Origin of the sequence: Flavobacterium sp. N2550 (assembly GCF_025947265.1) — a bacterium.
Classification (GTDB): domain Bacteria; phylum Bacteroidota; class Bacteroidia; order Flavobacteriales; family Flavobacteriaceae; genus Flavobacterium; species Flavobacterium endophyticum.
The window spans coordinates 3,849,861-3,875,848 of the sequence record NZ_CP110007.1 but is presented as its reverse complement, the minus strand read 5'-3'; the positions used below and the strand labels follow the sequence as shown (position 1 = coordinate 3,875,848).

Below are 25,988 nucleotides of genomic sequence, written 5' to 3'. Positions count from 1 at the left end.
ATATTAAGATAAATTATTATGTTTTTTAAAGTAAATCCTACAAAAGAAAAAGTGCATCTTTCGTAACTTCTTCGGGAGAACAAATATGTGACAAAAATCTGTAAAAAAAAATTAATTACATGTTGATTTTGTAAAAATATTGTTGTAAGTACACAGTATAAAAACATTGTCTTAACCTTAAATTTAAACTGAAAAAAGACATGCGAGAATATGAATTTAAAGTAAGGGTTCGCTATGCCGAAACGGACCAAATGGGAGTTGTTTATCATGGCAATTATGCCCAATATTTTGAGATGGGTCGCGTGGAATGGCTCAGAAACCTTGGCCTTTCTTATAAATGGATGGAAGAGAACGGAATCATGCTTCCAGTAGTTTCACTTTCCATGAATTACAAAAAACCGGCGCGTTATGACGATTTGATTCGGGTAAAGACAATCTTTAAAAGCCAGACGTCGGTCAAGATAGAATTTGACTACGAAATCTATAACGAAGAAAATGAGTTATTAACAATCGGCAATTCTGTGTTAGTATTTGTTGACATGAAAACAGGGCGTCCGACCCTTCCTCCAAGTTATGTTGTTGAGAAACTTTTAGCGTTTATTGAAGAATAATATTGAATTCGCATTTTTGTAATTTATTCTTTCAATTTAATGCTGATTTCATATAAATTTGAAAAAATGTCGAATACCATTTCGGCATTTTTTTTTCGGGTTTTTAGTTCAATTTCACAGCTCATTTCCATTTTTTGGGAAACAATGTCGAGGTTTTTTTCTTTGATGACTCGCATCACCTTGTTCATGTTTTTGTAGTCAAAAGAAACTAAATAGTGGATGTCGATAGTTTTTTCTACGATTTCAGAAGCTTCCAAAGCCATTTGGGCGGCAGTTCTATAGGCTGAAATCAAACCTCCGACTCCCAATTTTATACCTCCAAAATAACGTACAACTACAACTAAAACATTCGTGATTTCAAAAGATTGAATCTGTCCGTAAATAGGCATTCCGGCACTATTACTAGGTTCGCCGTCATCATTGGCCCTGAAATGAATTTTTTCTGTTCCGAGTTGGAAGGCATAACACCAATGTCTTGCGGAATGATGTTGTTTGCGTAAGTCGTCAAGAAAATCTTTTGCTTGTTCTTCTGAAGAAATCGGGAAGGCATAGCCGAAAAACTTGCTGTTTTTTTCTTTGTATAAAACTTCTTCCGAAGGAAAGTCAAGCGTCCTATAAGTGTCTTTTATTTCCAAACCTATAAAGAAATGATCTTTTTATCGAACAAGTCTACCACATCTTCTTCGCCGACCTGCAGATTCCAAATTTGGAAGCCAAGGCTTTCTGCAACATCGGTATTGGCTTTCCTGTCGTCTACAAATAAGGTGCGTTTAGGTGATAATTCGTGCTTGTTGATAATATAGTTAAAGGCTTCCGGTTCTGGCTTTCGCTGTCCTATTTCGAAAGAAAAATAAACCTTTTCAAAACATTGATAAAAATCGCGACTGAAAGATTCGCCTACCATATTTTCGAATTGTTCTACATGGATAGCGTCAGTATTGCTCAACAAAAACAGCTGGTAATTGTGCGAAAGCTTTTGCAGGAATTCTAATCGATACAAGGGAAAATCTAATAGGACTTTGCTCCAAGCGTTTTTTATCTGTTCTAAAGAAGCTTTCGGAATATAATTTTGGATTCCTTTCAAAAAATCTTCTTCCTTGATCTTTCCTTTCTCAAATTTATAATTCAGCTTGTCTAGATCTTCATTCCATTCTTTGAGCCCTAGTGATTTCATGGCGTTTTCCATAGCATTGAAATCCAGGTTTATGAAAATATCTCCAAAATCAAAAATTATCGTATTAACCATGGCTTTTGAAAATTAAAAGTTCGTCATTCAAGATGTTTTTCCTTTCGATTAATTCTCCTTTAAGCTTAGGGGCTGCTGTTCCGGATTGAAAAAAATGTATTCCTTTAAAAATCCTCGCTTCATCCCAAAGACCTGCGTCAATGAAAGTCTGCAACGTTTTTTTGCCTCCTTCAATGATGACCGATTGGATATCATTTTTATATAAAATTTCCAAAATTGAATCAGGAAGGCTACTATCAAAGATAACATTTTCAAAAATAATATTTTCAGAATTTGTTAATTTTTCCTGTTCGGTAATGATAATTGTTTTGGTTGTATTGTCTTTTACAAAATAGTCATTAGAGATTTTTCCAGTCCTGTCTAGTACGATCCGTATCGGATTATTTCCTTTCCAGTCGCGGGAATCAAGTCTTGGATTATCATCTAAAATCGTTTGTGTTCCTACTAAAATTGCTTGCTCTTCAGTTCTCCATTTGTGAACCATTTGACGTGAAAACGTATTCGTAATCCAAACCGGCTTTTGTTCTTCTTTAGTATCTGGACTCAAAAAGCCGTCAGCACTTTCTGCCCATTTCAAGATTATATAAGGTCTTTTTTTCTGGTGAAACGTAAAAAAGCGCTTGTTCAGTTCATTGCATTCTTTTTCCAGAATTCCGACTGTCACATTTCTGCCCGCTTCAATCAGTTTTTTGATTCCGTTTCCAGAAACTTTAGCAAAGGGATCGATGGTGCCGATAACAATATTGGGGATTTTTTGCTGGATAATCAAGTCGCAGCAAGGAGGTGTTTTTCCAAAATGACTGCAAGGTTCCAAACTGACATAAATTGTCGATTCAGCAAGCAAAGATTTGTTTTTTACAGAATTGACGGCATTGACTTCGGCATGCGGCTCGCCCGCTTTTTTATGCCAACCTTCGCCGATAATTTTATTTTCATGCACGATAACACTTCCTACCAAAGGATTCGGATAGGTTGTTCCCAGTCCATTTTTGGCAAGCTCGATGCATCGTTTTATGTATTTTTCGTGTATCTTCACGTCACAAAAATAAGTTTTTCCGCCAAGAATGAGCACGATTATAATAAGAGAAATCCAAAAGACTGACAACGTTGCGATTGCCAAAGTGATTCGCGAGGTTTTGATTGAACATAATGTGCCAAAAGTCGGTACGGCCTATGCCGATCCGTCGCTTGATTTTATGCAGGAGAATTATTCAGCGCCAAAATCTGCTTATTTTGTTGTTGAAAAAGACGGAAAAATTATAGGCGGGGCAGGTGTGGCACAGCTTGAAAATGGACCAAAAGGCGTCTGCGAATTGCAGAAAATGTATTTTTTATCAGAAGCCAGAGGATTGGGTCTAGGTGCAAAGATGATGGAGAAATGCCTCAGCAAAGCAAAAGAATTTGGCTATGAAAAATGCTATCTTGAAACCATGCCTTACATGGAAGAAGCCCAAAAGCTTTACAAGAAATTTGACTTTGATTATTTAGATGCGCCGATGGGCAATACAGGTCATACCTCTTGTCCGGTTTGGATGCTAAAAATATTATAATCTATGAAGAAGCTATTTGCATTAGTGTTTTTGTTCTCAATTTTAGTTTCCTGTACAAAAGCCAAGACAAAAACTGAGGAAGCGAACGATACTTTGTCTGTTAAAAAAGAAGTTTCTTCGATAGAGACAAAATCCGTTGAAACAGTCGCAGATGAAGAGTTCAAAAATGATTTTGCTATTTTACTAGCTTCTACTTTTAGAGATTGGGAAGGTGAAAATCCGGCAAAATCGCTAACCAAAAATTGGATTGATTTATACGAAAAGAATGGAAAATATTATTTAGGGAAAGCCGATTTTGATCTTGAAAGCGGTTTTTCAGAATGCAGCGGCGATTCTACAAAGACAATCGAATCTCGAAATAAAACGGTTCTTTTCATGGATTATCCGGAGTTAAAATTAGGAGAAGTGAAGTCGTTGAAAATTTCTCAAAAACGAATCTGGCCAAAAGAGAAAATAGCGTTTACTTTCAACAATGTTGAATACTTTTTGAGAGGCGAGGGAGATATCATCGAAAAAGGAGAGACGATGGAAGATGGCAGTGAAAATCCTGTGCCTTGGCATAAAGTGGAAAACTACAAGCTTTTTATTTCCACAAAAGATACTCCTGAAAAATTGCTTTTAAAAGAAGATTCTTTTAATGATACTTTCGTAGAACTAATTTTTGTCGGCGACATCGATCGCGATGGAAAACTTGATTTTATCTTTAGCGCGAATAGACATTACGAAGAAGAAAGGGTAATTTTGTTCCTTTCCTCAAAAGCAAAAGAAAATTTGGTCAAAAAAGTGTCTGAAATAGTCAGGACTTTTGACTGTTAATCTTGAATCATAAATTACGAAGCAATGCTTGCCAAAGACTACAAAACTCTTTTTATCGAAAAACTCACTCCGCTATATGATTTACTTGAAACAGAAAGTTTCTTTTATATCATTTTAGAAGATTTGCACCAGATGAAAAGGAGTGATTTAGCTTTGGATCCAGGATTTTTTTTTTCTGATGAAGAACTTGAAAAGTGGAATTCGATTACAGAAAAGTTGCAAAAAGAAATTCCAATACAATATATTTTAGGTAACGCCCATTTTTACGGATTAGAATTTGAAGTCAATGAAAATACGCTGATTCCGCGTCCAGAAACAGAAGAGTTGGTAGAATGGATTGTCAAGAAAAATGAATTTAAAGGAAAAATAAAAATTCTTGATATCGGGACAGGAAGCGGCTGTATTGCTATTTCGCTGGCCAAAAATCTTCAAGATGCAACAGTTTTTGCTATTGATGTTTCTGAAAAAGCGCTGGAAACTGCAAAAAGAAATGCGGTGAAAAATGAAGCAGATGTGGCTTTTCTATTAAAAAATATTTTAGAAACTGAAGATCTAGGACAAAATTTTGACATTATCGTTTCCAATCCGCCGTATGTGAGAAATCTTGAAAAAGAAGAAATCAAAAAGAATGTTTTGGACTACGAGCCGCATTTGGCATTGTTTGTTGAAGATGACGATGCCCTAATTTTCTATCGAAAAATTGCTGAATTAGGACAAAAAAACCTTGTCCAAAACGGACAGCTTTATTTTGAAATCAATCAGTATCTAGGAACAGAAATGATGGATTTGTTGCAAGCAAAAAACTTTAAGGATATAGAATTGAGAAAAGATATTTACGACAATGACCGGATGATTTTTGGCTTAAAATCAGACGGTTAAATTGATTTATTCATATCTCAAAGCCTCGATAGGATCTAGGTAAGCAGCTTTTATAGCGGGATAAAGCCCTGAAAATAAAGCTACGATAAAACTGATAATTACAGCAGCAATAATAGCTTTCCAAGGAGCGACAAATTCGAAATCCAGTCCTGTAGAAATTCCATAGCCAATCAATACGCCGAGAATAATTCCCACAAAACCGCCCAGCTGTCCAATAACAAGACTTTCTGTAAAAAATTGGAAAGCAATGGTCGAACGTTTAGCGCCAAGTGCTTTTCGGACTCCGATTTCGCGGGTTCTTTCCGTCACCGAAACAATCATGATGTTCATTAAAGCAATCGATGACCCGAAGACGGTTATGATACCAATTATCCAAGCCGCATAACCCATAAATTCCGTTTGAGATCGGAGCATTTCTAATAGCTCATCGCTTCTGGTGATTCCGAAATTATTTTCTTCAACAGGGTTTAGTTTTCGAACTTTTCGCATCGTGATAATGGCATCATCTACAGCAGCATCCAATAATTCTTCTTTCCCAACAAGTACTTTTAAGTCATAATTGATGTTGGGAGCAGTAAATAAGGAACGTGCTATCTGTGTCGGGATGAGGACTCGCAAATCTTGGCTGTTTCCAAAAGTAGAACCTTTCTCTTTCAATACGCCAATTACCCTAAATTTGGCACCTCGAATAGACAGCACTTTGTCAATCGGGTTTATATCTTTTAAAAGTCCTTTTAAAAAATCAGAACCTACTACGCAGACATAATTATTATTTTGGATGTCAAATCCGGTAAAATTTCGTCCCATTTGAGTTTCCAGACCCGAATTGATGAGGAAGTTTTCATCGACTCCCAAAACTGAAATATCTGGATCGGTCTTTTTGTTTTCAAACTTAATTTCGGCTGTTGAAGTCGCCGTAAATGATAAAGAAGTCGAAGTGAAAGGATAGGAGTATTTTTCTTGGAAAGCTTTTGCCTGCGGATAACTGATAATCGGATTTATCTTTTCGACATTGTTATTTCGGTTGATTTGTGCTGAAGCGTCATATTGGCCCATCGAAAACGTGTTGGCGCCCATAGACGAAAAGTTGCCGCTGATGGTATTTTCTAAAGCTGATACCAAAGTAAGGATTCCGACCAATGCCGTGATTCCGATTGCAATGATAAGTACCGTAAGGATAGTACGCAATAACTGTGTCCGAATGGAACCCATTGCGATATGCACATTTTCTTTCAGCAGTTTGAACATGTTTCTGTTTTATGGCTCTAAAGTATGAATTTTTAGAACAAAAGTGGCAAGCCGAATGTCAAAAGTTGAAACCCGATTCTATTTTCCCAAATCCCAAATAAAAATAAGATATTTGCATAAGTTTAAAGTACAATCTAAGAAGTCAAAAAATGGCCAAACCAGGAATTCCAAAAGGAACCAGAGATTTTTCTCCGATCGAGGTTTCGAAACGACAGTATATCATCCAAATCATCAAAACCAATTTTGAAAAATTTGGCTATCAGCCTATAGAAACACCATCTTTTGAAAATTCAGAAACCCTCATGGGGAAGTATGGAGAGGAAGGAGACCGCTTGATTTTTAAAATTTTGAATTCTGGCGATAAAGTCAAAAAAGCTGATTTGGCGGCTTTGGAAGCAAATAATCTGGCTAAATTTTCCAATTCTTTGTCAGAAAAAGCATTGCGCTATGACCTGACTGTGCCTTTTGCCCGATATGTCGTGCAGCGCCAAGGAGAATTGGAATTTCCTTTCAAGAGGTACCAAATCCAGCCAGTATGGAGAGCCGATAATCCGCAGAAAGGCCGTTTTCGTGAGTTTTATCAATGCGATGCTGATGTTGTAGGTTCGACATCTTTGTGGCAAGAAGTAGAATTAGTGCAATTGTACGATTCGGTTTTTGCAGAATTAGGTCTGGAAGGCGTTACTATAAAAATCAACAATCGAAAAATACTATCTGGAATTGCAGAAGTTATCGGCGCAAGCGACAAGCTGATTGATTTTACCGTAGCATTGGACAAGCTAGATAAAATAGGAGAGGACGGCGTAAAAAAAGAAATGCTAGAAAAAGGAATTTCAGCAGAAGCCATAGAAAAAGTCCAGCCGCTGTTTCATTTTACAGGAACGATTTCTGAAAAAATCAGCCAGCTTTCCGAACTTTTGTCATCATCTGAAGAAGGCAGAAAAGGGGTAGAGGAGTTGCAGTTCATCTGCGATACGATTGCCAAATTGGGCTTGAAAAAATCGAATTTTGATTTGGATGTCACTTTGGCTCGCGGACTCAATTATTATACGGGAGCTATTTTTGAAGTGGCTGCCCCAAAAACTGTAGCCATGGGTTCTATCGGAGGCGGAGGCAGGTATGATGACCTTACAGGAATTTTTGGACTGAAAAACATGAGCGGGGTCGGGATTTCTTTTGGACTTGACCGAATTTACTTGGTTTTGGACGAACTAGGTCTTTTCCCGGAAACGGTAACGGTTTCTTCAAAAGCTATCTTTTTCAATTATGGAAATGAAGAAGCTTTTTATGCCATGCAGGCCATTACCCGATTAAGAAATGAAGGAATAAAAGTAGAATTATATCCAGACAAAGCGAAACTGGACAAGCAGTTTAAACATGCAGAAAAGCGCCAGATTCCTTTTGTAGTGATGGCAGGTTCTAATGAAATTGCAACGGAAAGTTTTAGCGTAAAAGATCTGATTACAGGCGAAAAACATACGCTAGATTTTAACGGTCTAAAAACATTATTGCAATAATTTTTGAATACTATAAAAGTAAAAAGTCCCGAGAAATCGGGACTTTTTTATTAAACAAACCTAAATTATAATCCCCATAAATTATAATTATCTTACAATGATTTTTGTACTCAAGTCGCCTTTTGTAGTTTTTACCTTAACGATATAAGCTCCTGTACTTAAGTTAGAAATCGGAATTTGGATATTTTGTTGTATTTCGTTTTCAACATTCCACGAACGTAAATTTTGGCCTAAAAGTGTATATGCCTCAACTGAAGTTATGGTAGTGTCTAGCAATTTATTTTTGATGTGTAATGTATTGTTGTTGCTTGTAAAAGCGATGTCAATGCCTTCTTCAAGTCCATGGTCGACAGTGCCTAGATTTTCGGTTGTAGAGAATCTCAAAGAGAATCTCCTGTCGTGTAATCCAGCGTCAAGATTTACCTGAAAAGCGTTGTTTTTGATGCTGTGGTAGATTCCTGTCATGTTATCAAAAATGTAGACTTCTTGATCTTCATCTAGGTTTTCTACTTTGTCAAGCATGAATTTTACATTTCCGGCAGCGTCTGCTTTTACGGCTAAAGGATAGATATTGTCTGTGTTGAAATAACCATCGCCTTGGATTACCAATTTGGTTCCGTTGTGGATAAAATACATATCATTGACTTGGCTGTCAATGTGGATTGCGTCATAGCCTGGCTCAATCTCACTGCTTGCATTTTCGTTCATGAAGCCCAATAATATTTGCCTGTGGTAATTATTTCTTGAATCAAATCCAAGCCTTATTTTGATGAAATTATCAGGATCTTCTCCCAAATTTTCCGAATTATTCTCGAAATGATTAGCATGAGGAATTGTTCGGTTTCCGTTTCTGAACATCGCATTTGAATCGGCGTGATTTTCTTTTGCAAACTGTCTTTGGTTGTTATTGAAAATCATATCGCCTCCAATATTGCTTGATGTCACAAAGAATCCTTGTCCTACTGGCACATATCGGTTTGGAGCTTTTGACCCAGGTCCGATGTCTTCAAGCTCTGGCTGTGACATAGCTACGACTCCTCCGACAAGATTTCTCGCCGCATAACCCCCTAGATACGATAGCAATACGTGAGTTTCGCCGCCAAAATGATCCCAGAAATATAAAGTTCCTGTTGTCGAAGTCAAGTTGTCATTGATAAAGGCAGTTGCGTCTAAAGCAGAAGCATACGGATTTCCTGCCAGATTCAATAAGTTCGGACCGATACTGTATTGGATTTTTCCATTGTTTGGCTTGCCGACAAAAGTATAATTTTGGTTTGGCGTTGCAGCGGCGCTTCCTTTCATCGTAAAACCTTGAGCAGCCTTCAAAGCTCCGGTATGTCCGACATAAATCCAGTTGGCGTAATTATTAGAAGAGCTTTGGAATTTATAAATCCATTTGTTGCTCAATGTTATAGGCGAACCAGCAATTGCATCATTGGCCGATGTCCATAAGATGGTTTGCGGAGTTGCGGTTGTTCCGTCTCTGAGCACGCTATTTACAGTATAATTATTGTTATTGGTAGTGCTATTTGGATTACCTACAGGAGAGCACCAATAGTTGTAATTGTATTTGTTACTAGTTCCTTGTTGGTCTCTTTCTAAAGAACCTGAACTTGTCGGGTCTAGATCGCTATTTAATGTCTGTAGCAGCTGTGATTTTCCTACCAAGTCGATTTTTCCGTTTACTTTCAAGTAATGAGAAACCTCTAGTTTGGTATCGTTTTGGGCACTGAGCGTATTGTTGCTAACGATTAATCCTAAGACCGTCTTGTTTCCTACCGAAGTAACATTATGCGAAGTTTGCACGATATTCCAATCTACAGGAATGCTGCTGTTTACGATAGATACATTGTTCGGAAGCTCTTGCAATGTACCGTTTGTCCATGTTGCGATTGTAGCCCAAGCTCCGTCTGTCGTAGATACATAAGGCATCGGCGCTGTTTGCGTGCCTACGATGTTTTTGTCAACCGTAAGGTATTTGATTCTTGCCCAACGATTGTTGTCGGATTTATCTTTTATAGATGTTCCGTAAAAAGTATTCAAATCGTAATAAGCTTGAAGATTGTTCCAGGGAATTATGGAAATATCATTTTTTGTAATTGTGCTCGGAATGGTTCTTCCGTTAGTGGCGGTTCCGGTTTTTTCTATTTCCTGATTCATCACAAAGCGGATTTGAGTGCTTGTCAGCGCATTGTTCCAGATTCTGATTTCATCAATATCGCCAGAGAAAGTGCTTGTGATAGTTGATTTTCCTTGCCAAACCGCACCAATAGAAAAGTTAGCTGTGTTTGAAAGAGGAGTAGGAAGGCTAGAAGCTGTTGCATCTAAAACACCGTCGATATAAAGATTTGCGGTTCCGCTAGCGAAAGTAACTGCTACATAATGCCATTTTCCATTATTAATAGAAGTAGTGCTCGTAATCCTGTCAGCCCCGTTCCAGTTTCCAACTAACTTATTAGAAGCGTTGATGTAGAACTGATAGGCACCATTTTTTGCAAGAACTGCACCGCCTCCGCTTGTGTGTCTGATCCATCCAGAAACGGTAAAGCTTGAATTTAGATTGATGTTTTTTTCTCCCAATACAAAATCTCCAGCTTGGTTGTCTAATCTGTATTTGCTGTCGAATTGGTTGGCAACACCAAAGCTAAAGTATTTCGTAGTGTCAAAGTCATACCATGCTTCATAGTTGCTGCCTGTATCGGTGAGTGGAATAATATCCACAATGTCATTACTGCCGAAAGCACTGCTTGACGAAACGATCAATACATATTCTTGTGTTGCGGTTTTGGTAAAGTTCGAAGTTAAAGATGATTTAGGAAGAGAAACGACGGTCTGTCCGACGTCTGTACCAGTTTCTACGATTTTCCATTTTCTGTTTCCAGAAATAAAAGAAGTGGTAAGGCCTCCTAAGTTTACGTTAGTCGTTGTTCCTGAAGAAGCAAAAGAGCCGTTGTTGCATCCCCATACCAAATAATCTTTATTAGTTGAAAAAGTTGTTGCATTTGCCGTATTTGTGGCGGCAACTTCTCCCAATCCTATGGCTACATCAGTAGCTAAATTGACACTTCGGGATTGTTTTTGATTTAATTTTGAAAGATCGTCTCTTCCGATTCCGGCAATATTCCAGTTGAATCCTGCATTGGCAGTCGTGTTCCAGATTACTGTTCCGTCTGAATTTACGTAGTTTTGCGACGTACCATTAACGCCCATGGTGATACCGTATTTGATAGCCAGATAACTTTCGATTTTGATTCTTTCGGAAGCATCATTTTTACGAGAACTGAACGTAATGATTTCTGCAACTCTTCCGTCAAGGGTAGCTTTCCAGCCTTCGCTTCGTCCAATCCAGTATTTTCCGTTGGATAAGTTCATGAAAGTTCCTGTTGAGGTTGTATTTACGACATTCAATCCGTTGTAAAAAAGTTCTTGCGCTGTCGAACCAGAATTATTTCTAGTATTGATTATACCGACATTAGAATATGTTTTTGAAGTACTTGTTTCTGCAACTCCATATCCATTTCCTAATCCTGAAGATGTATTGTAGGCATAAGAAAGGACTTCGTTGTTGAATCGTTGTGAATAAGCTCCAAAACCAACGCCGGTAGCGTCATTTGTTTGTGTTGAAGTATCAGAATCTGCACAGAATATATCCATACTTCCGAAAGAACTGTTTACGGTGACATTCGGAATGACAACAACAAATACGTCTTGGGTATAGTATCCTGTACTGCCGCCAAGATATTGCTGGCCTGCTAAAGCATAGTTGTAGCTGCTCGATGCTTCTGTCGAGATATTGTCAAAATCAATAACAGCGTTAAAATTGACGTTATCAGTTTGATTGTTTTTGTATTTAGGTTCCTGTCCTGCTGTATGTACTGTTGCATTGCTTCCCATCGCTTGTGTCTGCCATGAGGTTACATTGGTATTGTCTGTAACTGTTGAAGTACCGTTTACTAAGTCAGCACGTAGCCATAATTGTAAGGCAGAAGTAACGCCACCCGGACCGTTTGGCAACGTGTAAGTAATGATTACCTGTCCGTTTCCGCCATCGCCTCCATTTCTATTAGAGGAGCCACTTGTTTTCTTGGCACCGCCACCTCCACCGCCAGGGTTGGAGCCGTCTGTACCGCCACCATTTTGAGTACCTGATCCAACTCCGGCACCACCATTTCCTCCGCCTGCAGGAGCAGTACCACCATTAGCTGTATTTCCACTGACTCCGTCAAGTGCTGTTCCAGCGGATGAACCGCCGCCGCCGCCATAAAGTGTTATCAGGGCTGAACCGTTGGCACCATTTCCGCCAGAGCGTTTGAAGTCGCCGATACTGGAACCTGCAGCGCCTCCATTGCCGCCTCCTGTTGTGTTATTGGCAACGCTTTCTCCTCCTTTGGCAAGTAATAGTGTGTTTGATCCGAACCAAGAGTCACCTCCCGCGGCAGTGCTTGTACTTCCTGCTCCGACAGTTACGGTATAAGAAGTTGTAGGTACTACAGTTAGTACGCTTCGAACATAAGCGCCACCGCCACCGCCACCAGCGCCACCGCTGTTATTGGTTCGTGTTCCGCCTTTTCCGCCGCCGCCCCATGCTTCAACAGTAATACTGGTGACGCCTACAGGTACAGTGAAAGTTCCAGAAGATGTAAATGTTTGATTTTGCGAATAGCTCACGGAAGTAAGCAATACAAGAAATAGTGTAAGCGCTAGCTTACAGCCTAGTAGGTAGGTTTTTTTCATAATCTTATGGGGTTTAGATTAATGATAAATACGATAAAATAGATTTGGGATTTTTTTTCTCCGGGTTACAGGGGCTTAGTAACTTGAGCGGCTATTTTATAGGTTTTAAAGATTAATATTAGATTTGGGTAGTCAAATATAAAAACTTTTTTCGAATTTTAACATAAAACAGTCAAAATATATTGTAAAAAAACGTAAAGGCTTACAAATACTGGTTTTGCAAGCCTTTAGCTAATAGGGAGTTATGGTTTTGATTAGGGTTTTATACCTACAAAAGCATAATTTTTGTCATGGAATTTATTGTTAAAATATCAGTCTTAGAATTTTACAAGTTTTCTGCAACTCTTTTTGATCTGTATTTTAAGAATATATAAGCAAATCCTACTAAGGCTAATAGCCATATATGATCGCTGATTGGAGCGGTCGGACCGTCTAAATCTTCAGGAACTTCTTCAGGATTATCTGCAAACGCAGTTAGTGTCGTAAATAAGAAGAAAATCAAGCTGCAAGTTTTTATTACTGTATTTCTCATGGTTTCCTTTTTATTAATTAGTAAACTGCTTTTTTGATGGCAACGCCATTCTCTGCAGTAGTAATTTTTACAAGCAGTACTTGGTTTGCAATTAAAAGATTTGAAATAGTCGCTTCGTTGTCATCCACACCCAGCTTTGTGTAAATCAGCCTGCCGCTCACGTCATATAGCTCAATCTTATCCATGATGTAGTTTCCGGAATTGATGTGGAGGGCTTCGTTCTTTTTATAAATCACGATGCTGTTGGTGTTTACGGTAGGCGTTTCTACACCTAGTAAGCTTCTGTATACGATTTCAAATCGATTGGTAAAGCTTCCAGATTCTGTTGAAAAGCTATAGCTTGACGTTTTCAGATTATGGATTTGTGCCGTCAGATTATCTTTTAACAAGATGTCTTGGTCGGTTTCAAAAAGACCGTCGACATGATCGATAGCAATACTATAATTTCCTGGCGTATTCGTTTTAAAGCTTAACGGAACAATATCCTCTGGAGAGAAAGGCAAGCTTCTTCCTTGTATGGCATATTCCGAGTTATCGATATAAGAGGTCAAGGCAATTGGACTATCGTTGAAATATTTTCCTTCAATTCCATAATCTATTCCTTCGGTAGCTCCGGCCATATAGCCAAGCAAAGTCTGGCTTACAACATCAGTTTCATTTGATAAATTCAACCAAATACGGTGTTTTTCAGCTTCATCAGAATCGGAATGGTTTTCTAGGCTACCGTTTCTCAAAAAGATGCCTGTATTAGTAGAACGTATGCTGTTGTTGAAATTTAGCGTTGATTGCGTTGCGCCATTTTTTACTTTCACGAAAAATCCTTGTCCGGTGCTGATGATACCATTCGGATTCATGGCAGCAACTTCAGGTTGAGCGCTTGTCATTCCAAGTCCTGTAGTTGTTGCATAACCGCTTCCAGCCACGCCGTTTCTTTTTCTCCAAAACCAAATTGTTCCATCAATTGCGTTAGAGTTGGAAGAAAATAATCCCGAAATCGAAATTGCTGATGGATATGGATTTCCTACAAGATTAAATCCGTTGTTAGTATTGGAAAGTGCAAAGCTATAGCTTCCGTTGTATGGAATTCCGACAAAAACTCCGTTATAAGAAACTCCAGGAATTGAAGAGCTTACATAAGAAGCATGATTGTCAGGAACTCGTATCAGATAACCTTTTGCTTGTGCAAAAGTATACGTTGCTTCGTTTTGGGCAGGATAGATGGCTTCGTAACTGCCATTATTTCCAAGCACAGAATTGTAAATGTAAAACCTGTTTGTTAGAGTTGAAGGCGAAAAACTGCGAAGGTTTTGTCCGCTAACTGGCGATGACCATAAGGTATAATCAAAACGATACAATGGCGCACTGTTTCTTTTGACAGTAATTAGTCCGGTATTTGTAGCGTTATTCGTCTGGATTAAATTGGCATTGTTTTCTACTATAAAGTTTGCTGCGCCTGCATTGTTTGTAATGCCATTGCTGACAGTAAGGCTTGTTCCTGTAGTTACAATTATTGTAAAGCCAGAGTTTACGGTTAGGCTTTTTGTAGTGAAAGAACCATTAGTGCTTGTTGAGAAATTTCCGTTTATGATTGCATCAACGCTTGCTGTTGGCGCTCCGTACGACCAAGAAGTACCGTTCCATGTAGTTGAGGTCGGTGCTGTAATCGTAAAAGCAGTTGCTGCTGTCGAAAAATTATTGCAAGGGTTGTTGATTTTTACATCAATGGTACCGCTGCTCGTAATTTCAGAGGCTAGGATTGGAGCTGTTAATTGAGTCGCGCTTACAAAAGTCGTTGTTTTGTTTACACCGTTCCAGCTGATTATAGATTCTCCATTTACGAAATTGGTTCCGTTTACGGTCAATGTAAAGCCTGCATCGCCTGCAATTTTGGTATTCGGACTAATTATAGTTATCGCAGGGTTTGGTTTTACGGTCACAACAACTTCGTCTCTGGTACTTTTGAATGTCTGTAATTTCCAGTTGAAGAAAGTCAGGAATGTTCCGCTTCCGCTATTAGCTGTTATTGACACGATTCCATTCGTGTAGGGATAAGTAATTCCTGAATCTGCTCTATAAATACTCGCTCCAGAAATTTCTCTTAAGACTAATCTCAAGTTGTTTTCTGCTGGGACAAAGAAATTCAAATCAATCTCTTGCGTTCCCGAAGCAGCCAATTTTATTACTTTAGATTCTAGCATTGCTCCAGCGCTATTTTGCAGTTCGACCATTACTTCTCCCATAGCGCTTGTGTTGATCAATACACTTTTTAGCTTTGCAGGAGCAGTAGAGCTGAAAATAGAATATCTGTTTCTAGCAGTTGCATTGTCTACAGTAGCACCTCCAGCAATTGTAGCTGGGCCAACTGTCTGCGGTGTTTCGCGCTCTACAAAATAAGATGTAGTTGTGCTTAGCTCTGGAGTCGTGTAAGAACTTCCTGTAGCCAAAACCGTTGGAGTCGTATTATTAGCATACCATCTGATAGTTCCGGTTCCTGTAGCTGTCAAGGCAGCAGTCTGGCCTTCGCAGATGATCTTGTCGGCTGCAGTAGGAATAGTTGTGCTAGCCACCATTGTTATATTCAAGGTTGTAGCTGCATTGTTAGCAACGGTCACGCTTTGCGTCTGGCTTACATAGCCTGGTGCTTCAAAAGTAACATTATATGTTCCTGCAATAAGTACTTTGTAATAATCTCCTAATGGACCTGTCTTTACCCAAGAACCCATCAAGTCATAATTGCTGATGTATACTTTAGCTTCAACAGCTTCGCCAGCGGCATTTTTCACGGTTCCTTTCAGGCCATAACTGGCTTGTTTCATGTAATTTAGAAGTGCCTGTCTGTTTCTTTCCCAATAAAAAGGAAGGTTGGAAGCAGCCGGAAACTTTGTGGCTGAAATCTCAATGGTAACTTCTTTATTATGGTTAAAAAAGTTGTTCCAGTCTTGTCTTCCTCCGTAAACCGAATACCAAGCCGCGCCATTTGTTGTGCCTGCAAATTGTCCAGAATTGTAAACATCGTCCATGTAATTTGCATTTCCATCGGCAGTCTGGCACAATTGAGCATATTCTTTAGAGACAAATTTGAAATAGTTATCGTGTGGATGGTAGCTAAAATTAGCAGTACTCGGCGTATTCGAAGTATCCCAAGGGAAGTTTACGACTTCAGCGCCTCCGTGATAGTTGGCTGCCAAGACAAAATTTCTTGTTTTTTCAAATTCGATAAAAGCAAGAGTTTCAGCTTGAAATGGATTGCCATCAGGATGGATGCCGTCAATTGGGTCAGGATAGTTTCTGTTAAGATCGACTCCTGCCGCATTTGCTCTTGTTGCTGTATTTCCTGTGGAATTCATGGTGTCGTTTCCAGCTCTTTTATAAGAACCATCAGGATTTGCTAACGGACAGATGAAAATTTCTGTATTATTAACGATACTGCTGATTTCGCTATTTGTAGCGTATCCTGTCAAGAGATAATCAATAAGGCGCAGCATAGTAGGGTATCCGGTAATCTCGTCTCCATGCATGGATGAGGTATACAGAAATTCAGGCTCAGTCTCATCAACTTGTGCATTGTCTGAAATTTTCAGAACATATAATGTCCTGCCGTTTGGAGTTGTTCCAATGCTTTGGAGCTTACACAAGCTAGGGTATGTTGTTGCCCAATATTGCATTTTTGCAACATACTCAGAATACTTTGGATACGCATTCCAAGTGTCATCCCAAGCGGCTGTGCTGAAGGTAGTGTATTCATCTACAGCAAATTCATTTTCTGAAACGCTTACTTCAAACGGAATTCCATACGTCTGGAATTTTTTGAATTGCTCCGAATTGGCATACGCCTCGACCTTCAATTCGACCGGATCGACTCTTTTATGGCTGATGGATAAGAAATCGGCCAGTTCTTTAAATTGTTTTTGGTTTTGAGCTCGAAAAGTGAAGACAACTTCGCCTTTTTCTTGTAGATAGTGCTGAGCTTTTTCAAGTGGGGACTTGCTGTCAGACATCACTTGACCTTGAGTTATGCCCATAACGAATAGGCACAACATTCCTAGGAAGGTAGTTTTGTTCATAATTAATATTAGATTTGGGACTACAAACGTAGGAAAAAAGTTTTAAAGAATGTTAAATTGTTGTAAATTATTTGATTTTGATCAAAAATGTTACTCAGATTGGATGAAATAAGATAGATGAAAAAAGAAAAATGAGGAATAAATATTGAAATTATCTCTAGTTTTTGTCAAGGATTATTATTTTAATTTATTGTTACTAATAAAATAACAAAGGGCTGACAGAAATGTCAGCCCTTTGTTTTACAAATAGCTCAAAAGTGAGATTCTTTGAACACTTTCGCGAAGCCGGTAATCCTCAGCAACCCTTATTTTTGCTAAAATCACGCTTAAAAAGTATCTTATTATTTCGCTCAATATAATCGCCCGATAGAATCAAATAGGGATGATTAGGCGAATACCCGGCGCTGCGGCTTCTTACGATTATTTTGTCATTAACTTTCAGGCTATTTAACTGCTGAAAATCCTTAGGAATAAATTGCATCATGTATTCTTCGCCATCAATCCTGACGATAAGCCATTTTGGTCCTGACGATTTCGCGTTTGCGCGCTTAAAAGTAACTGAGGTTACCACGGCCTCCATATCGGTAAAATCTTTTATATACTTCCTTATTTTATCATGACTGGCATGCACTTTTTTACCTTCAGGAGAAACCTCCCATTCTTTGTACTTTATGCCGTCAGGAGATGCCTCCCATTTTTTCCTGTTATCCAGGACGGCTTTTCTGTTAGCAATAGAAGACGGCTTTAGGGATGGCTTAGTTGCATTTTTAATTTCACGATTAGCAAATACTAGTCCGCTTACCACAACCAGCAGTAAGATCAGCACATAGGTGACTTTTTTCATATTTTTTATCCTTTCAAAATTGATTCACCGAATTTACTTTGGTATTTTTCAATTTGAGCGATTTGGATTGTAAATAAAAATGTAAACTTTGTAAATAGTGTGTTTGATAGCGGTCTAGGGCGGTTATGAAGCAAAAAAGCTACTCTCGTTACGGGACCATACCCGCTGTATTAATTAAGAGAAGCAAAAAATTGGACATAAAAAAAAGCAGCAATCATCAGATTACTGCTTTCCGTAGCGAGAGAGAGATTTGAACTCTCGACCTCAGGGTTATGAATTTGGCAATGCTTTTTATAACCCTGATTTTACTGGTATTCGCAAAAGGAAAAATTGTTCAAAAAACACAAATCGTATGCGGTATTATATTCTTTTATATTACATTCTGTTGGCAATTTTATCTAAAGATTTTTGCAGTACATTGTATATTGAATAATCAAAATACATTTTCATGGATACGCCTAATGATTCAGTTTCTTTACAGAATTTCACAAACAAATCAGTATTGTTGAAAGGCAAACACAAATAAACAATCTTATCTTTTTTATCCTTTTCTTTTGTTAGCACAATTGATAATGCTTTAGTCTTGTTCGATTCTTTATGCTTTAAGAGCGAATATGTAATTATAAAACCATTAGCTTTATTTTCTTCTATTTTTTGTAATTCATATCCTGATTTGAAGTCGCTTCCAGTTTCCTGCTGGATTTTATAACCTTCGGTTAAATATTTATATTCTTCGTCAGTTGTTGAAATTTTATCTTGAGCAAAATTAATTGTTGGTAATAATACCAATAGAAATAGAAATTTTTTCATGCTTGTTGTTATTTGGTTAAATATACTATCCATCGAATTACGATGCCTTTTCTTTTCCCCGCTTATCATCTTTGAGCTTATTCTCCAAAGCTTCAATTTTTTCTTTTTGCATTTTTATCAATTCCCTTTGGGTGGCAATTAATTCCTGCAAATTAGAATTGCTAGAATAATCAGTTGTTGACTCAGATACTACATTTTGAATAGGGTTACTTGCTATCATTTCGCCAATACCAGTCAGAACCCAATTAGCATTAATTTCAGTGTATTTGTTTAAGATATTTTCTAATTTATCAACGCCAATAGTTTTATTGTTCTTTAATTGGCTTGCAAATGATCCATTTGAGAAACCACATTCAATCTCAAATGCTCTTATGCTAATACCTTTATAATCAATGTATTGCTTAATTCTTTTTAATGTTTCTGACATTTATTTTATAAATATTTAGAAAATATCTTATATATTATTTGGAATATAGAAAATATCTTATACATTTGTATTGTCTAAACGTTACAACTTAATTGCAAAGCGTTACAAAAGCGTAACCGCTAATATAGTTAAATCTATTTTACGGTTGCACGAAAATAACTGCAAAATGCAATTGCAACACTTAGGCCAATCGAGGTAAAAAAAATGAAGTGCAATTTCATCCAATCCTATGCAATCAATTACAATCTCTGTTACTGACCTGAACAAAGCAATCCGCAACGCCGTTGCTGCTGAGTTTGAAAATTTCAAGCAGAATTTTTCCAAGTTCAAGGACGAGGACCTGATTCCGAGAAAAAAAGCCGCAACGCTTTTGGCCTGCGATCTCTCGACGCTCAAAAGATGGACCGACGAAGGGTATCTGAAAAGCCACAAGATAGGAGGCAGGGTCTACTACAAGAAAAGCGAGAATCCGAAGCACTTTAACTGAAAACTATGGAAACTGCAAAGACTATAATTTTCATCATCCTTTTTATCTGCACCATGCGTGCGCTGTACATCAACATCAAAGAAAGATAGCACAATTCTAAATTTCATCTTATGAGAATCTACACGATCGAAGAAATAGGAATAATTATCAAGGGCTGCACGACAGATAAGGAACTGAACCAGGTTGCAGCTTACATTTTTGAGAATGCCAGGCACTACACGCTATTAAAAGGCATAGGCATTATGAAAACCTTCGGGGTGATGCTGAAGCTGGTACAGCAGAGCATTGCAAATTCAAATTCATGAACATTAAAAAGCAACAACATGATATCTGAGACATTTAAACGAATCATTATCTCGACGCTCGGCAGCCAATATTCGCCTGCAATAGCGAGCCATCTGGAAGAGCAGGGAATCAGGAACAATGACGGCAAGCCTTTTTCAAACGAAAGCATCAGGCAGTTCGTAAACGGAAACCGAGAGAACAGGGAAGTAGAAAGGGCTGTCGTCGATCTTGTCGAAAAAGAAAGCCAGGAAGCCAAGCAGCTTGCAAAAAGAACAGAGAGAGTAATCAAGTCAATACAGAGCGCGTAATCATTAATTCACAAACTATGAAAGTATTACAAAACACTATCGGAGTTGATTTCCTTATATGGGAAACGAATCCAAATATCAGGATGATCAATAACACAGTTCAGCTGTATGTAGAGGAAGGAATAGAACCTGGTGATATGATTATCGGACAATATTCTGCAACTGGTGTAAGTACTTGGAAAATTGAAAAAATATTTGAGGAAAGAGAGGGCAATTTTCCAAATAAAACGCACATGATTATACAGGCCGAATGGAGTATCAAGCCTACTTCCTTCTTTTTGAACCTCGACTGTTCCCAAACTTCTAAAAGTTTTCAAAACCTCATATTCAAAGCTCAAACTGTAAGCTAATGAGCCCGAAAGTACTTTCAATGCTTAACAACGCCAAGATATTTCTCTCTTCTGACGAACTGAGAGAACTGGCGTTGTGCATTGAAAAAGAACTCGGAAAGGCAGAAGCCAAAAAGACAAAACGAAACGCCTTGGAAGGCTTTACGCTCGAAAGCGTCACGGCCGACCTGATGGCAACCCATTTCAACAAGAACAGACGAAATAAAAATACCTCCAGCAAATAGCTGAAAATCCCTAGACGCAATGGCGCATCCGTGCGCCTTGCCGAAAGGTTAAAATACAAAATTATGAATGATGAAAATTTCGATCTCGATGATATTAATGACAGAGTAAAGATTGTCAACCTTATCATTTTTGCAATAGCAACCCGTGGACGGCTATTCTTTTCCTATGAGGACCGTATAGCTTATATGTTCTTAAAGTCAGGTAAGGTATACATGCGAAATGAATACAATCATGAAAATATGCTTATCGAAATTGATAAGGCCAAACCCAAACACTGGACCCATGGAGGAACACTTCTAGCACTTACTAAAGATTTTGCAGAGTTCATATGCAAAGGAGGAAAAACAAATCACAATAATGGCTATGGCGGTTTATTTTCTAACCATTGGGGATATCCTGAAAATGACATGATAGCTATAAGACAAAAGGCTTATAAACTAGGATATCTATAAATAATATAGTATGAAACAACAAAAGCTAGACAGCAGGGTTTTCAACCTCGCATCAAACCTTTTCGGATATGGAACGACAGCTGAAAAGCTTGCATTGCAGAATGAGATTGCAATCTCCAATGCAGCCGACCTGACCCTCGACAGCCGCATAATGGCGGTCTATCCTGCCATCGTAGACGAAGCCTATTCGATCACGATGGACAATTACAGAAAGCATGTCGCGGCATACAATACGAGGACTGCCGATGAAAACAGCCTTATAGCAAAGCACAATACATCTGTAAAATCGTACCGCAAGAAAACCGAGCTGACGGAAGTACAGAAGAAATTTTCCCTGATTTTTGAGCTGAAGCACAACTCGCTGCCGCCGAGAAAATACAACGAGCTTGCAGACGCCTTCTGCAAGGATTACGGCCTGATCGTAGAGAAAAAGAAGATACAGACCGTAAAATATGCTACAGAGATAATCTTCTCCAACCTCCTGCACCTGTACAACTCCCAGCTGATGAAAAGAAATACGCGGTACATGAGCCTGCGTGTTACCGAAAAGCGTCCGCTCCAAGAGTTCAAGGTCAACTCGTTCCTTGTCACGGAACTGAAAAGGAACAACCACAGAAGCCTGGACCTATGTTCCAAGACCGTCAGGAATCACCGTCAGAGGCTGCAAGAGTGCGGAGTATTCATCGACTATCATTTCGCGGGGCAGAACAGGCCGGTAGAGCTGCACATAAACCCTGAAATCCTCGCCGTTTTCGACCTCAAGACCAATAAATTGGCTATCGCTGAAAATCAGCGACTTAACCTCAATTTTGGGAAAGTTTTACCTGATAACAATGATATTACAGGAACATGTTTAAATGAATATCAAAAGAAAGAGAATGCAGGCAGTTCTCTTGATATAAGGAGTTCGCTGGCGCTCACGCCTTTTTATGTGTCTTTTACAGGAACACCTGCCAGCAAAGACGGAAATTCCACTGAGGGGGGCGCGGCCGAAAATGTTAAAGTTTCGGAAACCCTTTCTGAAAAGCTGCTCGACCAGATTCTGCACCCGCAGGAACTCGCAGAACGCCTGGCGGCTAAAGAGTTCAACAGCTACAGACCGATAGATATCCGATATCTCTACAAAGAAGCCTATTCCGGCACGCTCACCAATGACGAGTTCCGCGAACTCGCGATACAGGATTTTTTCAAGTCCATTTCAAAATTATGGAAGAAGAGCACGCCGTATGCCGGCAGCTGGAAAAAGGCGATAAATCTCTATTCGCAGTCAAAATGGATCGCCTTTACCGGAGCTTCCTTCACCAAGGCGAATATCGTCGAAGACATCCAGCAGATGCGATGGCGTACCGAGTGGGCGCGAAAGTGGTTCATCAAGAACGAGTTCCCGCCTCTCTTTCCTTTCGAGTATTTCGACATGACGCGCAAGACTTCCAAAGAAGTAGGCTTCGAGTACACCTTGAGAAAATGGAACGAGCATGAGGCGGCCAAGCAGAAATACGAAGCTGTCAAGAAGAAATTGCAGGCCGATTCCATCAGGCGCAGGACCGCGATAAACTATTCCAAGAAATGCGAGACGGCAGTTGCCAGATTCCTAAAAGACAAGATCACCCTGCCGCAGCTCTTCGACTACGTAGAAAAGAACCTGCCGGCCGAGTTCCTGGCGAAGCTTCCGCAGATCATCGAAAAGAAATCTGTCATTGCCGGACCATCCGGAGCGAAAGAAAGCTTTGCGGCTTATGGAGTACATGAATTTTAACCAAAAAAACAAGATATGCCGGTATTCGAGACGCAGAAATCAAAGATCAAGATGGTGATCCTTACAAAACCGAAGCTTGCAAACAAGGTTTGGTGGTCGCCGATAAAGCATAACAGGCGGCCGCGCGAGTTCATCGTCAAGAGCATGCTCGGAAGGTTCAAGAAATCGGAACTGTTCAAAAATACGCAGGTAGTACAGTTCTATGAAAACGGACAGAAATTTTTGCAGCTAAAAGCGACAGAGATATGAAAACAGTGACATTATCAAAACTTGAAATCGTAGAAATAGAAGCATTGCAGAGGCAGCTTGACAATTTCATCACGTACAAAAATGCATCGATCAGGTACATGAACCGGACCGACAACAAATTTTATGATGCGCTGCTTATGATAGATATCCTGCAAAAGCTTTTTTACAGCTTCCGCAGCAAGATCGAAAAGACTACAAAGACTACTGCAAGCCTGACGCTTTCGGTAAGCGAGGCAGTAATGATCTTGCAGGTCTGCAATTCGGCATTGACGATGCAGGACGATTACGAAAGATTCGTGATGCAGAAATCAAGCGGACTGATCCACCAGCAGCTGATGAACATTAACTAAACAACTATAACATAATGAAAACAGAATTAACAGTAAAAGAAGCACTAGAGCAAGGATATACTAAGTATGTATATGATTCCGATGGGTTCCAAAGGCTATCTGACATTTTAGATGATGAAATTGATTTTAGTCGAAACGACATTTCATTAGTAGAAAAGGTAGGCTATAATCCCGCTGGAATGGATTCAAAAGAAATAGCAGAACTTCTAGCTGATCATATTGAATCTAACCATGTTAGCGAATCAGGTGACGATACTAATACTGTCTATGATGCTATTAAAGAATTAGACTTTTCAGAAGCTGAGATGAAAATAACTGAAACACTGAGCTCTTTATTTTATTATCGATCATCAGGCATAAAATTAATTCCATAATCATTTAACAATCATATCATGAAAAATCAAATTTTTAAAAGGTCAAGAAAGAAATGGCAGAACGATGAAGCTGCCGCTTTAGCAGACGTTCTGGAAAAACAGCAATTACAATCTGCCGATTTGGAAGCAGAGCACGACGAAAAGCAGTTTGTTTGGGTTCGTGCAGTAGAGTTTTCCTATGCAAAGGACCAGCTGACCGAAAAGCACGCAATCGGAAATGCGCTGAACGACAGCGGCGTGATGCAGCACGAGCTTTCAAGACACGATACGGAAACGCATTTCGTGTTCAGGAAGATTCAGGAGTAAAAAAAGGCTAACCCGCATATCATTAATAATCATGGAATTGATAAAGAAAGAACTAAAAAAAATACCGTATTCGCTTACCAAAAGCGAACTGGTCAAGATGTGCTACCCGCTTTCGGAAAGAAAGGTAAGGCACAGGATCAATACGATTATTTATGATATGCGGAAAAACCAAGAATCCTATAGGAACCTATCGATGAGAGAGATAATCGCGACCCATCAGATCGAGAGAAAAGAGATTGTCGAATATTTCGAGACTTACGGGATTCCGGCAGGCTTTGAATTTTAAATATATAACTGCAAAAACTATCCTATGCCAGCACTTAAATCAGACAATCCGACAAATGCCCTGATCAACAAAAATTTCGTGATCCGAGTAAGCGAATATGAGGGCAAGAAAAGAGTCTTTGTAGATAACGGCAATACTGATGTTGAAACCGTAGTCGATATCTACTCCAAAAGCAAATTGACGACAGCTAGAAAGTGTATCGAGTACATTTTAGACGAAGAACTCAAAATGAGGCTTTTTAAAAAGGTTTTGGAGGGCAGGCAGTACAAATACTCCTTCAAGATAAGAAAACGTCTTAGAGTTGATTTTCACTCAAAATAACAAATTGCAATAATGGACGAATTTAACCACATATCCTTTTTCTCAGGCAAAGGAGGCTTTGATTTGGCAGCAGAATGGATGGGATGGAACAATATCGCCCATTGCGAAATAAACCTTTTTTTGCAGACGCTTCTTAAATATTACTGGCCAAATGCTATTACTTATGGAAACATCAAAGAGACAGATTTCTCTGTTCACAGAGGAAACATTGACATCGTTACAGGCGGGTTTCCCTGCCAGCCCTACAGTATCTCAGGAAAACGCAAGGGAAAAGACGACGAGCGCCATCTATGGCCGGAAATGCGTAGAGGAATTAGAGAGATTCAGCCGCCTTGGGTCGTGGGCGAAAACGTTCGCGGCTTGCTTAATTGGAATGGAGGGCTGGTCTTCGACGAGGTGCAGGCTGACCTGGAAGCTGAAGGGTACGAAGTATTCCCGTTTCTATTGCCAGCTTCGGGCGTCGGCGCTCCCCACGAACGGTACAGGATATGGTTCATTGCCTACTCCGACGTGTTTCGACAGAGCAGAAATAAAACAAGGCAGGAAATCCTCAAACCTGAACAAAGGAGGCAGGCATTCGGTATCGTTGATGGAAATGGCAGCAAAGGGAATGCTGCCAAGCCCGACAGCAGCAGATTGCGGAAAGAAATTGACAGGATTAGAGACACAAAATTCTTTGACAAAAATAGCAAGGAAAGAAACTGGAGAAACTTCCCGACTCAATCCCCTGTTTGTTTCGGAAATGATGGGCTTCCCACCAAACTGGACATTGATGCCATTTTTAACGGAAAAATACCAAAAAGAACAAACGCACATGTAAAGTGGAGAAATGAATCATTGCAGGCATCAGGAAATGCAGTTGTACCGCAGTTGGTTTTTCAGATTTATAAAGCAATCGAATTTTACAATAAGTCGATTTTTTAAAGTTTGGCACGTGGTCTGTATGCAGACAATCAATTAA

At 39.1% G+C, this 25,988-nt stretch carries 29 protein-coding genes; 19 read left to right on the top strand and 10 right to left on the bottom strand.

Annotated features, from left to right (window positions below; translation table 11 throughout):
* Window positions 1-200: 200 nt before the first annotated feature.
* Window positions 201-611 carry an acyl-CoA thioesterase gene (locus tag OLM56_RS17490; RefSeq protein WP_121375029.1) on the top strand — a complete coding sequence of 137 codons (411 nt, stop codon included), beginning with the start codon at window positions 201-203 and terminating at the stop codon, window positions 609-611.
* 23 nt (window positions 612-634) lie between these two features.
* Here OLM56_RS17490 and OLM56_RS17485 read toward each other — a convergent pair whose 3' ends face one another.
* The 3 genes from OLM56_RS17485 to ribD are packed head-to-tail and all read right to left on the bottom strand — an operon-like array spanning window position 635 to window position 2,893.
* A complete protein-coding gene (locus OLM56_RS17485; RefSeq protein WP_264527899.1) occupies window positions 635-1,246 on the bottom strand; it encodes an IMPACT family protein in 612 nt (203 codons plus the stop codon).
* 2 nt (window positions 1,247-1,248) lie between these two features.
* Entirely contained in the window at window positions 1,249-1,857 is a 609-nt protein-coding gene (locus tag OLM56_RS17480; protein WP_264527898.1) for an HAD family hydrolase, read from the bottom strand.
* Window positions 1,850-2,893 (bottom strand): bifunctional diaminohydroxyphosphoribosylaminopyrimidine deaminase/5-amino-6-(5-phosphoribosylamino)uracil reductase RibD, encoded by a 1,044-nt coding sequence (ribD, locus tag OLM56_RS17475; RefSeq protein WP_264527897.1) that lies wholly within the window; start codon window positions 2,891-2,893, stop codon window positions 1,850-1,852. Before ribD ends, OLM56_RS17480 begins: the two co-directional genes overlap by 8 nt.
* A gap of 28 nt (window positions 2,894-2,921) precedes the next feature.
* Here ribD and OLM56_RS17470 point away from each other — a divergent pair, with 28 nt between their 5' ends.
* From OLM56_RS17470 to prmC, 3 genes are read left to right on the top strand one after another with little or no spacing between them, the layout of a single operon-like run.
* Complete coding sequence (locus OLM56_RS17470; RefSeq protein ID WP_264527896.1) at window positions 2,922-3,407, top strand: GNAT family N-acetyltransferase; 486 nt, start codon at window positions 2,922-2,924, stop codon at window positions 3,405-3,407.
* A 3-nt stretch (window positions 3,408-3,410) separates the two neighbouring features.
* Entirely contained in the window at window positions 3,411-4,223 is an 813-nt protein-coding gene (locus tag OLM56_RS17465; RefSeq protein WP_264527895.1) for a hypothetical protein, read from the top strand.
* 24 nt (window positions 4,224-4,247) lie between these two features.
* Window positions 4,248-5,102, top strand: a complete 855-nt coding sequence (gene prmC, locus OLM56_RS17460) for a peptide chain release factor N(5)-glutamine methyltransferase (protein ID WP_264527894.1) — start codon at window positions 4,248-4,250, stop codon at window positions 5,100-5,102.
* 6 nt (window positions 5,103-5,108) lie between these two features.
* On the opposite strand, the gene OLM56_RS17455 is transcribed toward prmC, so the two are convergent.
* The gene (locus tag OLM56_RS17455; protein ID WP_121375023.1) at window positions 5,109-6,350 is read right to left on the bottom strand and encodes an ABC transporter permease; all 1,242 of its coding nucleotides are present in this window, start codon (window positions 6,348-6,350) and stop codon (window positions 5,109-5,111) included.
* A gap of 149 nt (window positions 6,351-6,499) precedes the next feature.
* On the opposite strand from OLM56_RS17455, the gene hisS reads away from it, so the two are divergent.
* A complete protein-coding gene (gene hisS / locus OLM56_RS17450; protein ID WP_121375022.1) occupies window positions 6,500-7,867 on the top strand; it encodes a histidine--tRNA ligase in 1,368 nt (455 codons plus the stop codon).
* An 87-nt stretch (window positions 7,868-7,954) separates the two neighbouring features.
* Here hisS and OLM56_RS17445 read toward each other — a convergent pair whose 3' ends face one another.
* The 6 genes from OLM56_RS17445 to OLM56_RS17420 all read right to left on the bottom strand — a co-directional run bounded on the left by OLM56_RS17445 (window position 7,955) and on the right by OLM56_RS17420 (window position 19,278).
* A complete protein-coding gene (locus tag OLM56_RS17445) occupies window positions 7,955-12,601 on the bottom strand; it encodes a LamG-like jellyroll fold domain-containing protein (protein ID WP_264527893.1) in 4,647 nt (1,548 codons plus the stop codon).
* Window positions 12,602-12,926: 325 nt separating this feature from the next.
* Window positions 12,927-13,133, bottom strand: coding sequence for a hypothetical protein (locus tag OLM56_RS17440; protein ID WP_264527892.1), 207 nt, complete (start codon window positions 13,131-13,133; stop codon window positions 12,927-12,929).
* A 17-nt stretch (window positions 13,134-13,150) separates the two neighbouring features.
* Entirely contained in the window at window positions 13,151-17,197 is a 4,047-nt protein-coding gene (locus OLM56_RS17435) for a M14 family zinc carboxypeptidase (RefSeq protein ID WP_264527891.1), read from the bottom strand.
* 295 nt (window positions 17,198-17,492) lie between these two features.
* Window positions 17,493-18,041: a hypothetical protein gene (locus OLM56_RS17430; RefSeq protein WP_264527890.1), complete on the bottom strand. Its 549-nt coding sequence runs from the start codon at window positions 18,039-18,041 to the stop codon at window positions 17,493-17,495.
* Window positions 18,042-18,416: 375 nt separating this feature from the next.
* Window positions 18,417-18,851, bottom strand: a complete 435-nt coding sequence (locus OLM56_RS17425) for a hypothetical protein (RefSeq protein WP_264527889.1) — start codon at window positions 18,849-18,851, stop codon at window positions 18,417-18,419.
* Window positions 18,852-18,888: 37 nt separating this feature from the next.
* The gene (locus tag OLM56_RS17420; RefSeq protein WP_264527888.1) at window positions 18,889-19,278 is read right to left on the bottom strand and encodes a hypothetical protein; all 390 of its coding nucleotides are present in this window, start codon (window positions 19,276-19,278) and stop codon (window positions 18,889-18,891) included.
* A 229-nt stretch (window positions 19,279-19,507) separates the two neighbouring features.
* Here OLM56_RS17420 and OLM56_RS17415 point away from each other — a divergent pair, with 229 nt between their 5' ends.
* From OLM56_RS17415 to OLM56_RS17350, 14 genes are all read left to right on the top strand, one after another.
* Complete coding sequence (locus OLM56_RS17415) at window positions 19,508-19,765, top strand: helix-turn-helix domain-containing protein (protein ID WP_264527887.1); 258 nt, start codon at window positions 19,508-19,510, stop codon at window positions 19,763-19,765.
* 110 nt (window positions 19,766-19,875) lie between these two features.
* The gene (locus OLM56_RS17410; RefSeq protein ID WP_264527886.1) at window positions 19,876-20,070 is read left to right on the top strand and encodes a hypothetical protein; all 195 of its coding nucleotides are present in this window, start codon (window positions 19,876-19,878) and stop codon (window positions 20,068-20,070) included.
* A gap of 18 nt (window positions 20,071-20,088) precedes the next feature.
* On the top strand, window positions 20,089-20,358 hold the full coding sequence (locus OLM56_RS17405; protein WP_264527885.1) for a hypothetical protein: 270 nt from the start codon (window positions 20,089-20,091) through the stop codon (window positions 20,356-20,358).
* A 17-nt stretch (window positions 20,359-20,375) separates the two neighbouring features.
* Window positions 20,376-20,708, top strand: a complete 333-nt coding sequence (locus OLM56_RS17400; protein ID WP_264527884.1) for a hypothetical protein — start codon at window positions 20,376-20,378, stop codon at window positions 20,706-20,708.
* Entirely contained in the window at window positions 20,708-20,932 is a 225-nt protein-coding gene (locus tag OLM56_RS17395; protein WP_264527883.1) for a hypothetical protein, read from the top strand. The genes OLM56_RS17400 and OLM56_RS17395 overlap by 1 nt, the downstream gene beginning before the upstream one ends.
* A gap of 63 nt (window positions 20,933-20,995) precedes the next feature.
* A complete protein-coding gene (locus OLM56_RS17390; protein ID WP_264527882.1) occupies window positions 20,996-21,385 on the top strand; it encodes a hypothetical protein in 390 nt (129 codons plus the stop codon).
* A 10-nt stretch (window positions 21,386-21,395) separates the two neighbouring features.
* Window positions 21,396-23,141, top strand: a complete 1,746-nt coding sequence (locus OLM56_RS17385; RefSeq protein ID WP_264527881.1) for a hypothetical protein — start codon at window positions 21,396-21,398, stop codon at window positions 23,139-23,141.
* 15 nt (window positions 23,142-23,156) lie between these two features.
* On the top strand, window positions 23,157-23,390 hold the full coding sequence (locus OLM56_RS17380) for a hypothetical protein (RefSeq protein WP_264527880.1): 234 nt from the start codon (window positions 23,157-23,159) through the stop codon (window positions 23,388-23,390).
* The gene (locus OLM56_RS17375) at window positions 23,387-23,740 is read left to right on the top strand and encodes a hypothetical protein (RefSeq protein WP_264527879.1); all 354 of its coding nucleotides are present in this window, start codon (window positions 23,387-23,389) and stop codon (window positions 23,738-23,740) included. The genes OLM56_RS17380 and OLM56_RS17375 overlap by 4 nt, the downstream gene beginning before the upstream one ends.
* Before the next feature lie 14 nt (window positions 23,741-23,754).
* Window positions 23,755-24,114, top strand: a complete 360-nt coding sequence (locus OLM56_RS17370) for a hypothetical protein (RefSeq protein ID WP_264527878.1) — start codon at window positions 23,755-23,757, stop codon at window positions 24,112-24,114.
* Window positions 24,115-24,132: 18 nt separating this feature from the next.
* Entirely contained in the window at window positions 24,133-24,420 is a 288-nt protein-coding gene (locus OLM56_RS17365) for a hypothetical protein (RefSeq protein WP_264527877.1), read from the top strand.
* A gap of 31 nt (window positions 24,421-24,451) precedes the next feature.
* Window positions 24,452-24,706 (top strand): hypothetical protein, encoded by a 255-nt coding sequence (locus tag OLM56_RS17360; protein ID WP_264527876.1) that lies wholly within the window; start codon window positions 24,452-24,454, stop codon window positions 24,704-24,706.
* Window positions 24,707-24,730: 24 nt separating this feature from the next.
* Window positions 24,731-25,027: a hypothetical protein gene (locus OLM56_RS17355; protein ID WP_264527875.1), complete on the top strand. Its 297-nt coding sequence runs from the start codon at window positions 24,731-24,733 to the stop codon at window positions 25,025-25,027.
* Window positions 25,028-25,039: 12 nt separating this feature from the next.
* Window positions 25,040-25,951, top strand: a complete 912-nt coding sequence (locus OLM56_RS17350) for a DNA cytosine methyltransferase (protein WP_264527874.1) — start codon at window positions 25,040-25,042, stop codon at window positions 25,949-25,951.
* Window positions 25,952-25,988 lie beyond the last annotated feature (37 nt).

Excerpts from the sequence above, each read along its gene's own strand:
- OLM56_RS17390 (WP_264527882.1), top strand. The coding sequence starts at position 20,996 with ATGAATGATGAAAATTTCGATCTCGATGATATTAATGACAGAGTAAAG.
- OLM56_RS17405 (WP_264527885.1), top strand. The coding sequence starts at position 20,089 with ATGATATCTGAGACATTTAAACGAATCATTATCTCGACGCTCGGCAGC.
- OLM56_RS17370 (WP_264527878.1), top strand. The coding sequence starts at position 23,755 with ATGAAAACAGAATTAACAGTAAAAGAAGCACTAGAGCAAGGATATACT.
- OLM56_RS17430 (WP_264527890.1), bottom strand. The coding sequence starts at position 18,041 with ATGAAAAAAGTCACCTATGTGCTGATCTTACTGCTGGTTGTGGTAAGC.
- OLM56_RS17410 (WP_264527886.1), top strand. The coding sequence starts at position 19,876 with ATGAGAATCTACACGATCGAAGAAATAGGAATAATTATCAAGGGCTGC.
- OLM56_RS17385 (WP_264527881.1), top strand. The coding sequence starts at position 21,396 with ATGAAACAACAAAAGCTAGACAGCAGGGTTTTCAACCTCGCATCAAAC.
- OLM56_RS17465 (WP_264527895.1), top strand. The coding sequence starts at position 3,411 with ATGAAGAAGCTATTTGCATTAGTGTTTTTGTTCTCAATTTTAGTTTCC.
- OLM56_RS17470 (WP_264527896.1), top strand. The coding sequence starts at position 2,922 with ATGAGCACGATTATAATAAGAGAAATCCAAAAGACTGACAACGTTGCG.
- OLM56_RS17440 (WP_264527892.1), bottom strand. The coding sequence starts at position 13,133 with ATGAGAAATACAGTAATAAAAACTTGCAGCTTGATTTTCTTCTTATTT.
- OLM56_RS17380 (WP_264527880.1), top strand. The coding sequence starts at position 23,157 with ATGCCGGTATTCGAGACGCAGAAATCAAAGATCAAGATGGTGATCCTT.
- OLM56_RS17365 (WP_264527877.1), top strand. The coding sequence starts at position 24,133 with ATGAAAAATCAAATTTTTAAAAGGTCAAGAAAGAAATGGCAGAACGAT.
- OLM56_RS17400 (WP_264527884.1), top strand. The coding sequence starts at position 20,376 with ATGAAAGTATTACAAAACACTATCGGAGTTGATTTCCTTATATGGGAA.
- OLM56_RS17415 (WP_264527887.1), top strand. The coding sequence starts at position 19,508 with ATGCAATCAATTACAATCTCTGTTACTGACCTGAACAAAGCAATCCGC.
- OLM56_RS17425 (WP_264527889.1), bottom strand. The coding sequence starts at position 18,851 with ATGAAAAAATTTCTATTTCTATTGGTATTATTACCAACAATTAATTTT.
- prmC (WP_264527894.1), top strand. The coding sequence starts at position 4,248 with ATGCTTGCCAAAGACTACAAAACTCTTTTTATCGAAAAACTCACTCCG.
- OLM56_RS17355 (WP_264527875.1), top strand. The coding sequence starts at position 24,731 with ATGCCAGCACTTAAATCAGACAATCCGACAAATGCCCTGATCAACAAA.
- OLM56_RS17435 (WP_264527891.1), bottom strand. The coding sequence starts at position 17,197 with ATGAACAAAACTACCTTCCTAGGAATGTTGTGCCTATTCGTTATGGGC.
- hisS (WP_121375022.1), top strand. The coding sequence starts at position 6,500 with ATGGCCAAACCAGGAATTCCAAAAGGAACCAGAGATTTTTCTCCGATC.
- OLM56_RS17350 (WP_264527874.1), top strand. The coding sequence starts at position 25,040 with ATGGACGAATTTAACCACATATCCTTTTTCTCAGGCAAAGGAGGCTTT.
- OLM56_RS17455 (WP_121375023.1), bottom strand. The coding sequence starts at position 6,350 with ATGTTCAAACTGCTGAAAGAAAATGTGCATATCGCAATGGGTTCCATT.
- OLM56_RS17375 (WP_264527879.1), top strand. The coding sequence starts at position 23,387 with ATGAAAACAGTGACATTATCAAAACTTGAAATCGTAGAAATAGAAGCA.
- OLM56_RS17420 (WP_264527888.1), bottom strand. The coding sequence starts at position 19,278 with ATGTCAGAAACATTAAAAAGAATTAAGCAATACATTGATTATAAAGGT.
- OLM56_RS17480 (WP_264527898.1), bottom strand. The coding sequence starts at position 1,857 with ATGGTTAATACGATAATTTTTGATTTTGGAGATATTTTCATAAACCTG.
- OLM56_RS17490 (WP_121375029.1), top strand. The coding sequence starts at position 201 with ATGCGAGAATATGAATTTAAAGTAAGGGTTCGCTATGCCGAAACGGAC.
- OLM56_RS17395 (WP_264527883.1), top strand. The coding sequence starts at position 20,708 with ATGAGCCCGAAAGTACTTTCAATGCTTAACAACGCCAAGATATTTCTC.
- OLM56_RS17445 (WP_264527893.1), bottom strand. The coding sequence starts at position 12,601 with ATGAAAAAAACCTACCTACTAGGCTGTAAGCTAGCGCTTACACTATTT.
- OLM56_RS17360 (WP_264527876.1), top strand. The coding sequence starts at position 24,452 with ATGGAATTGATAAAGAAAGAACTAAAAAAAATACCGTATTCGCTTACC.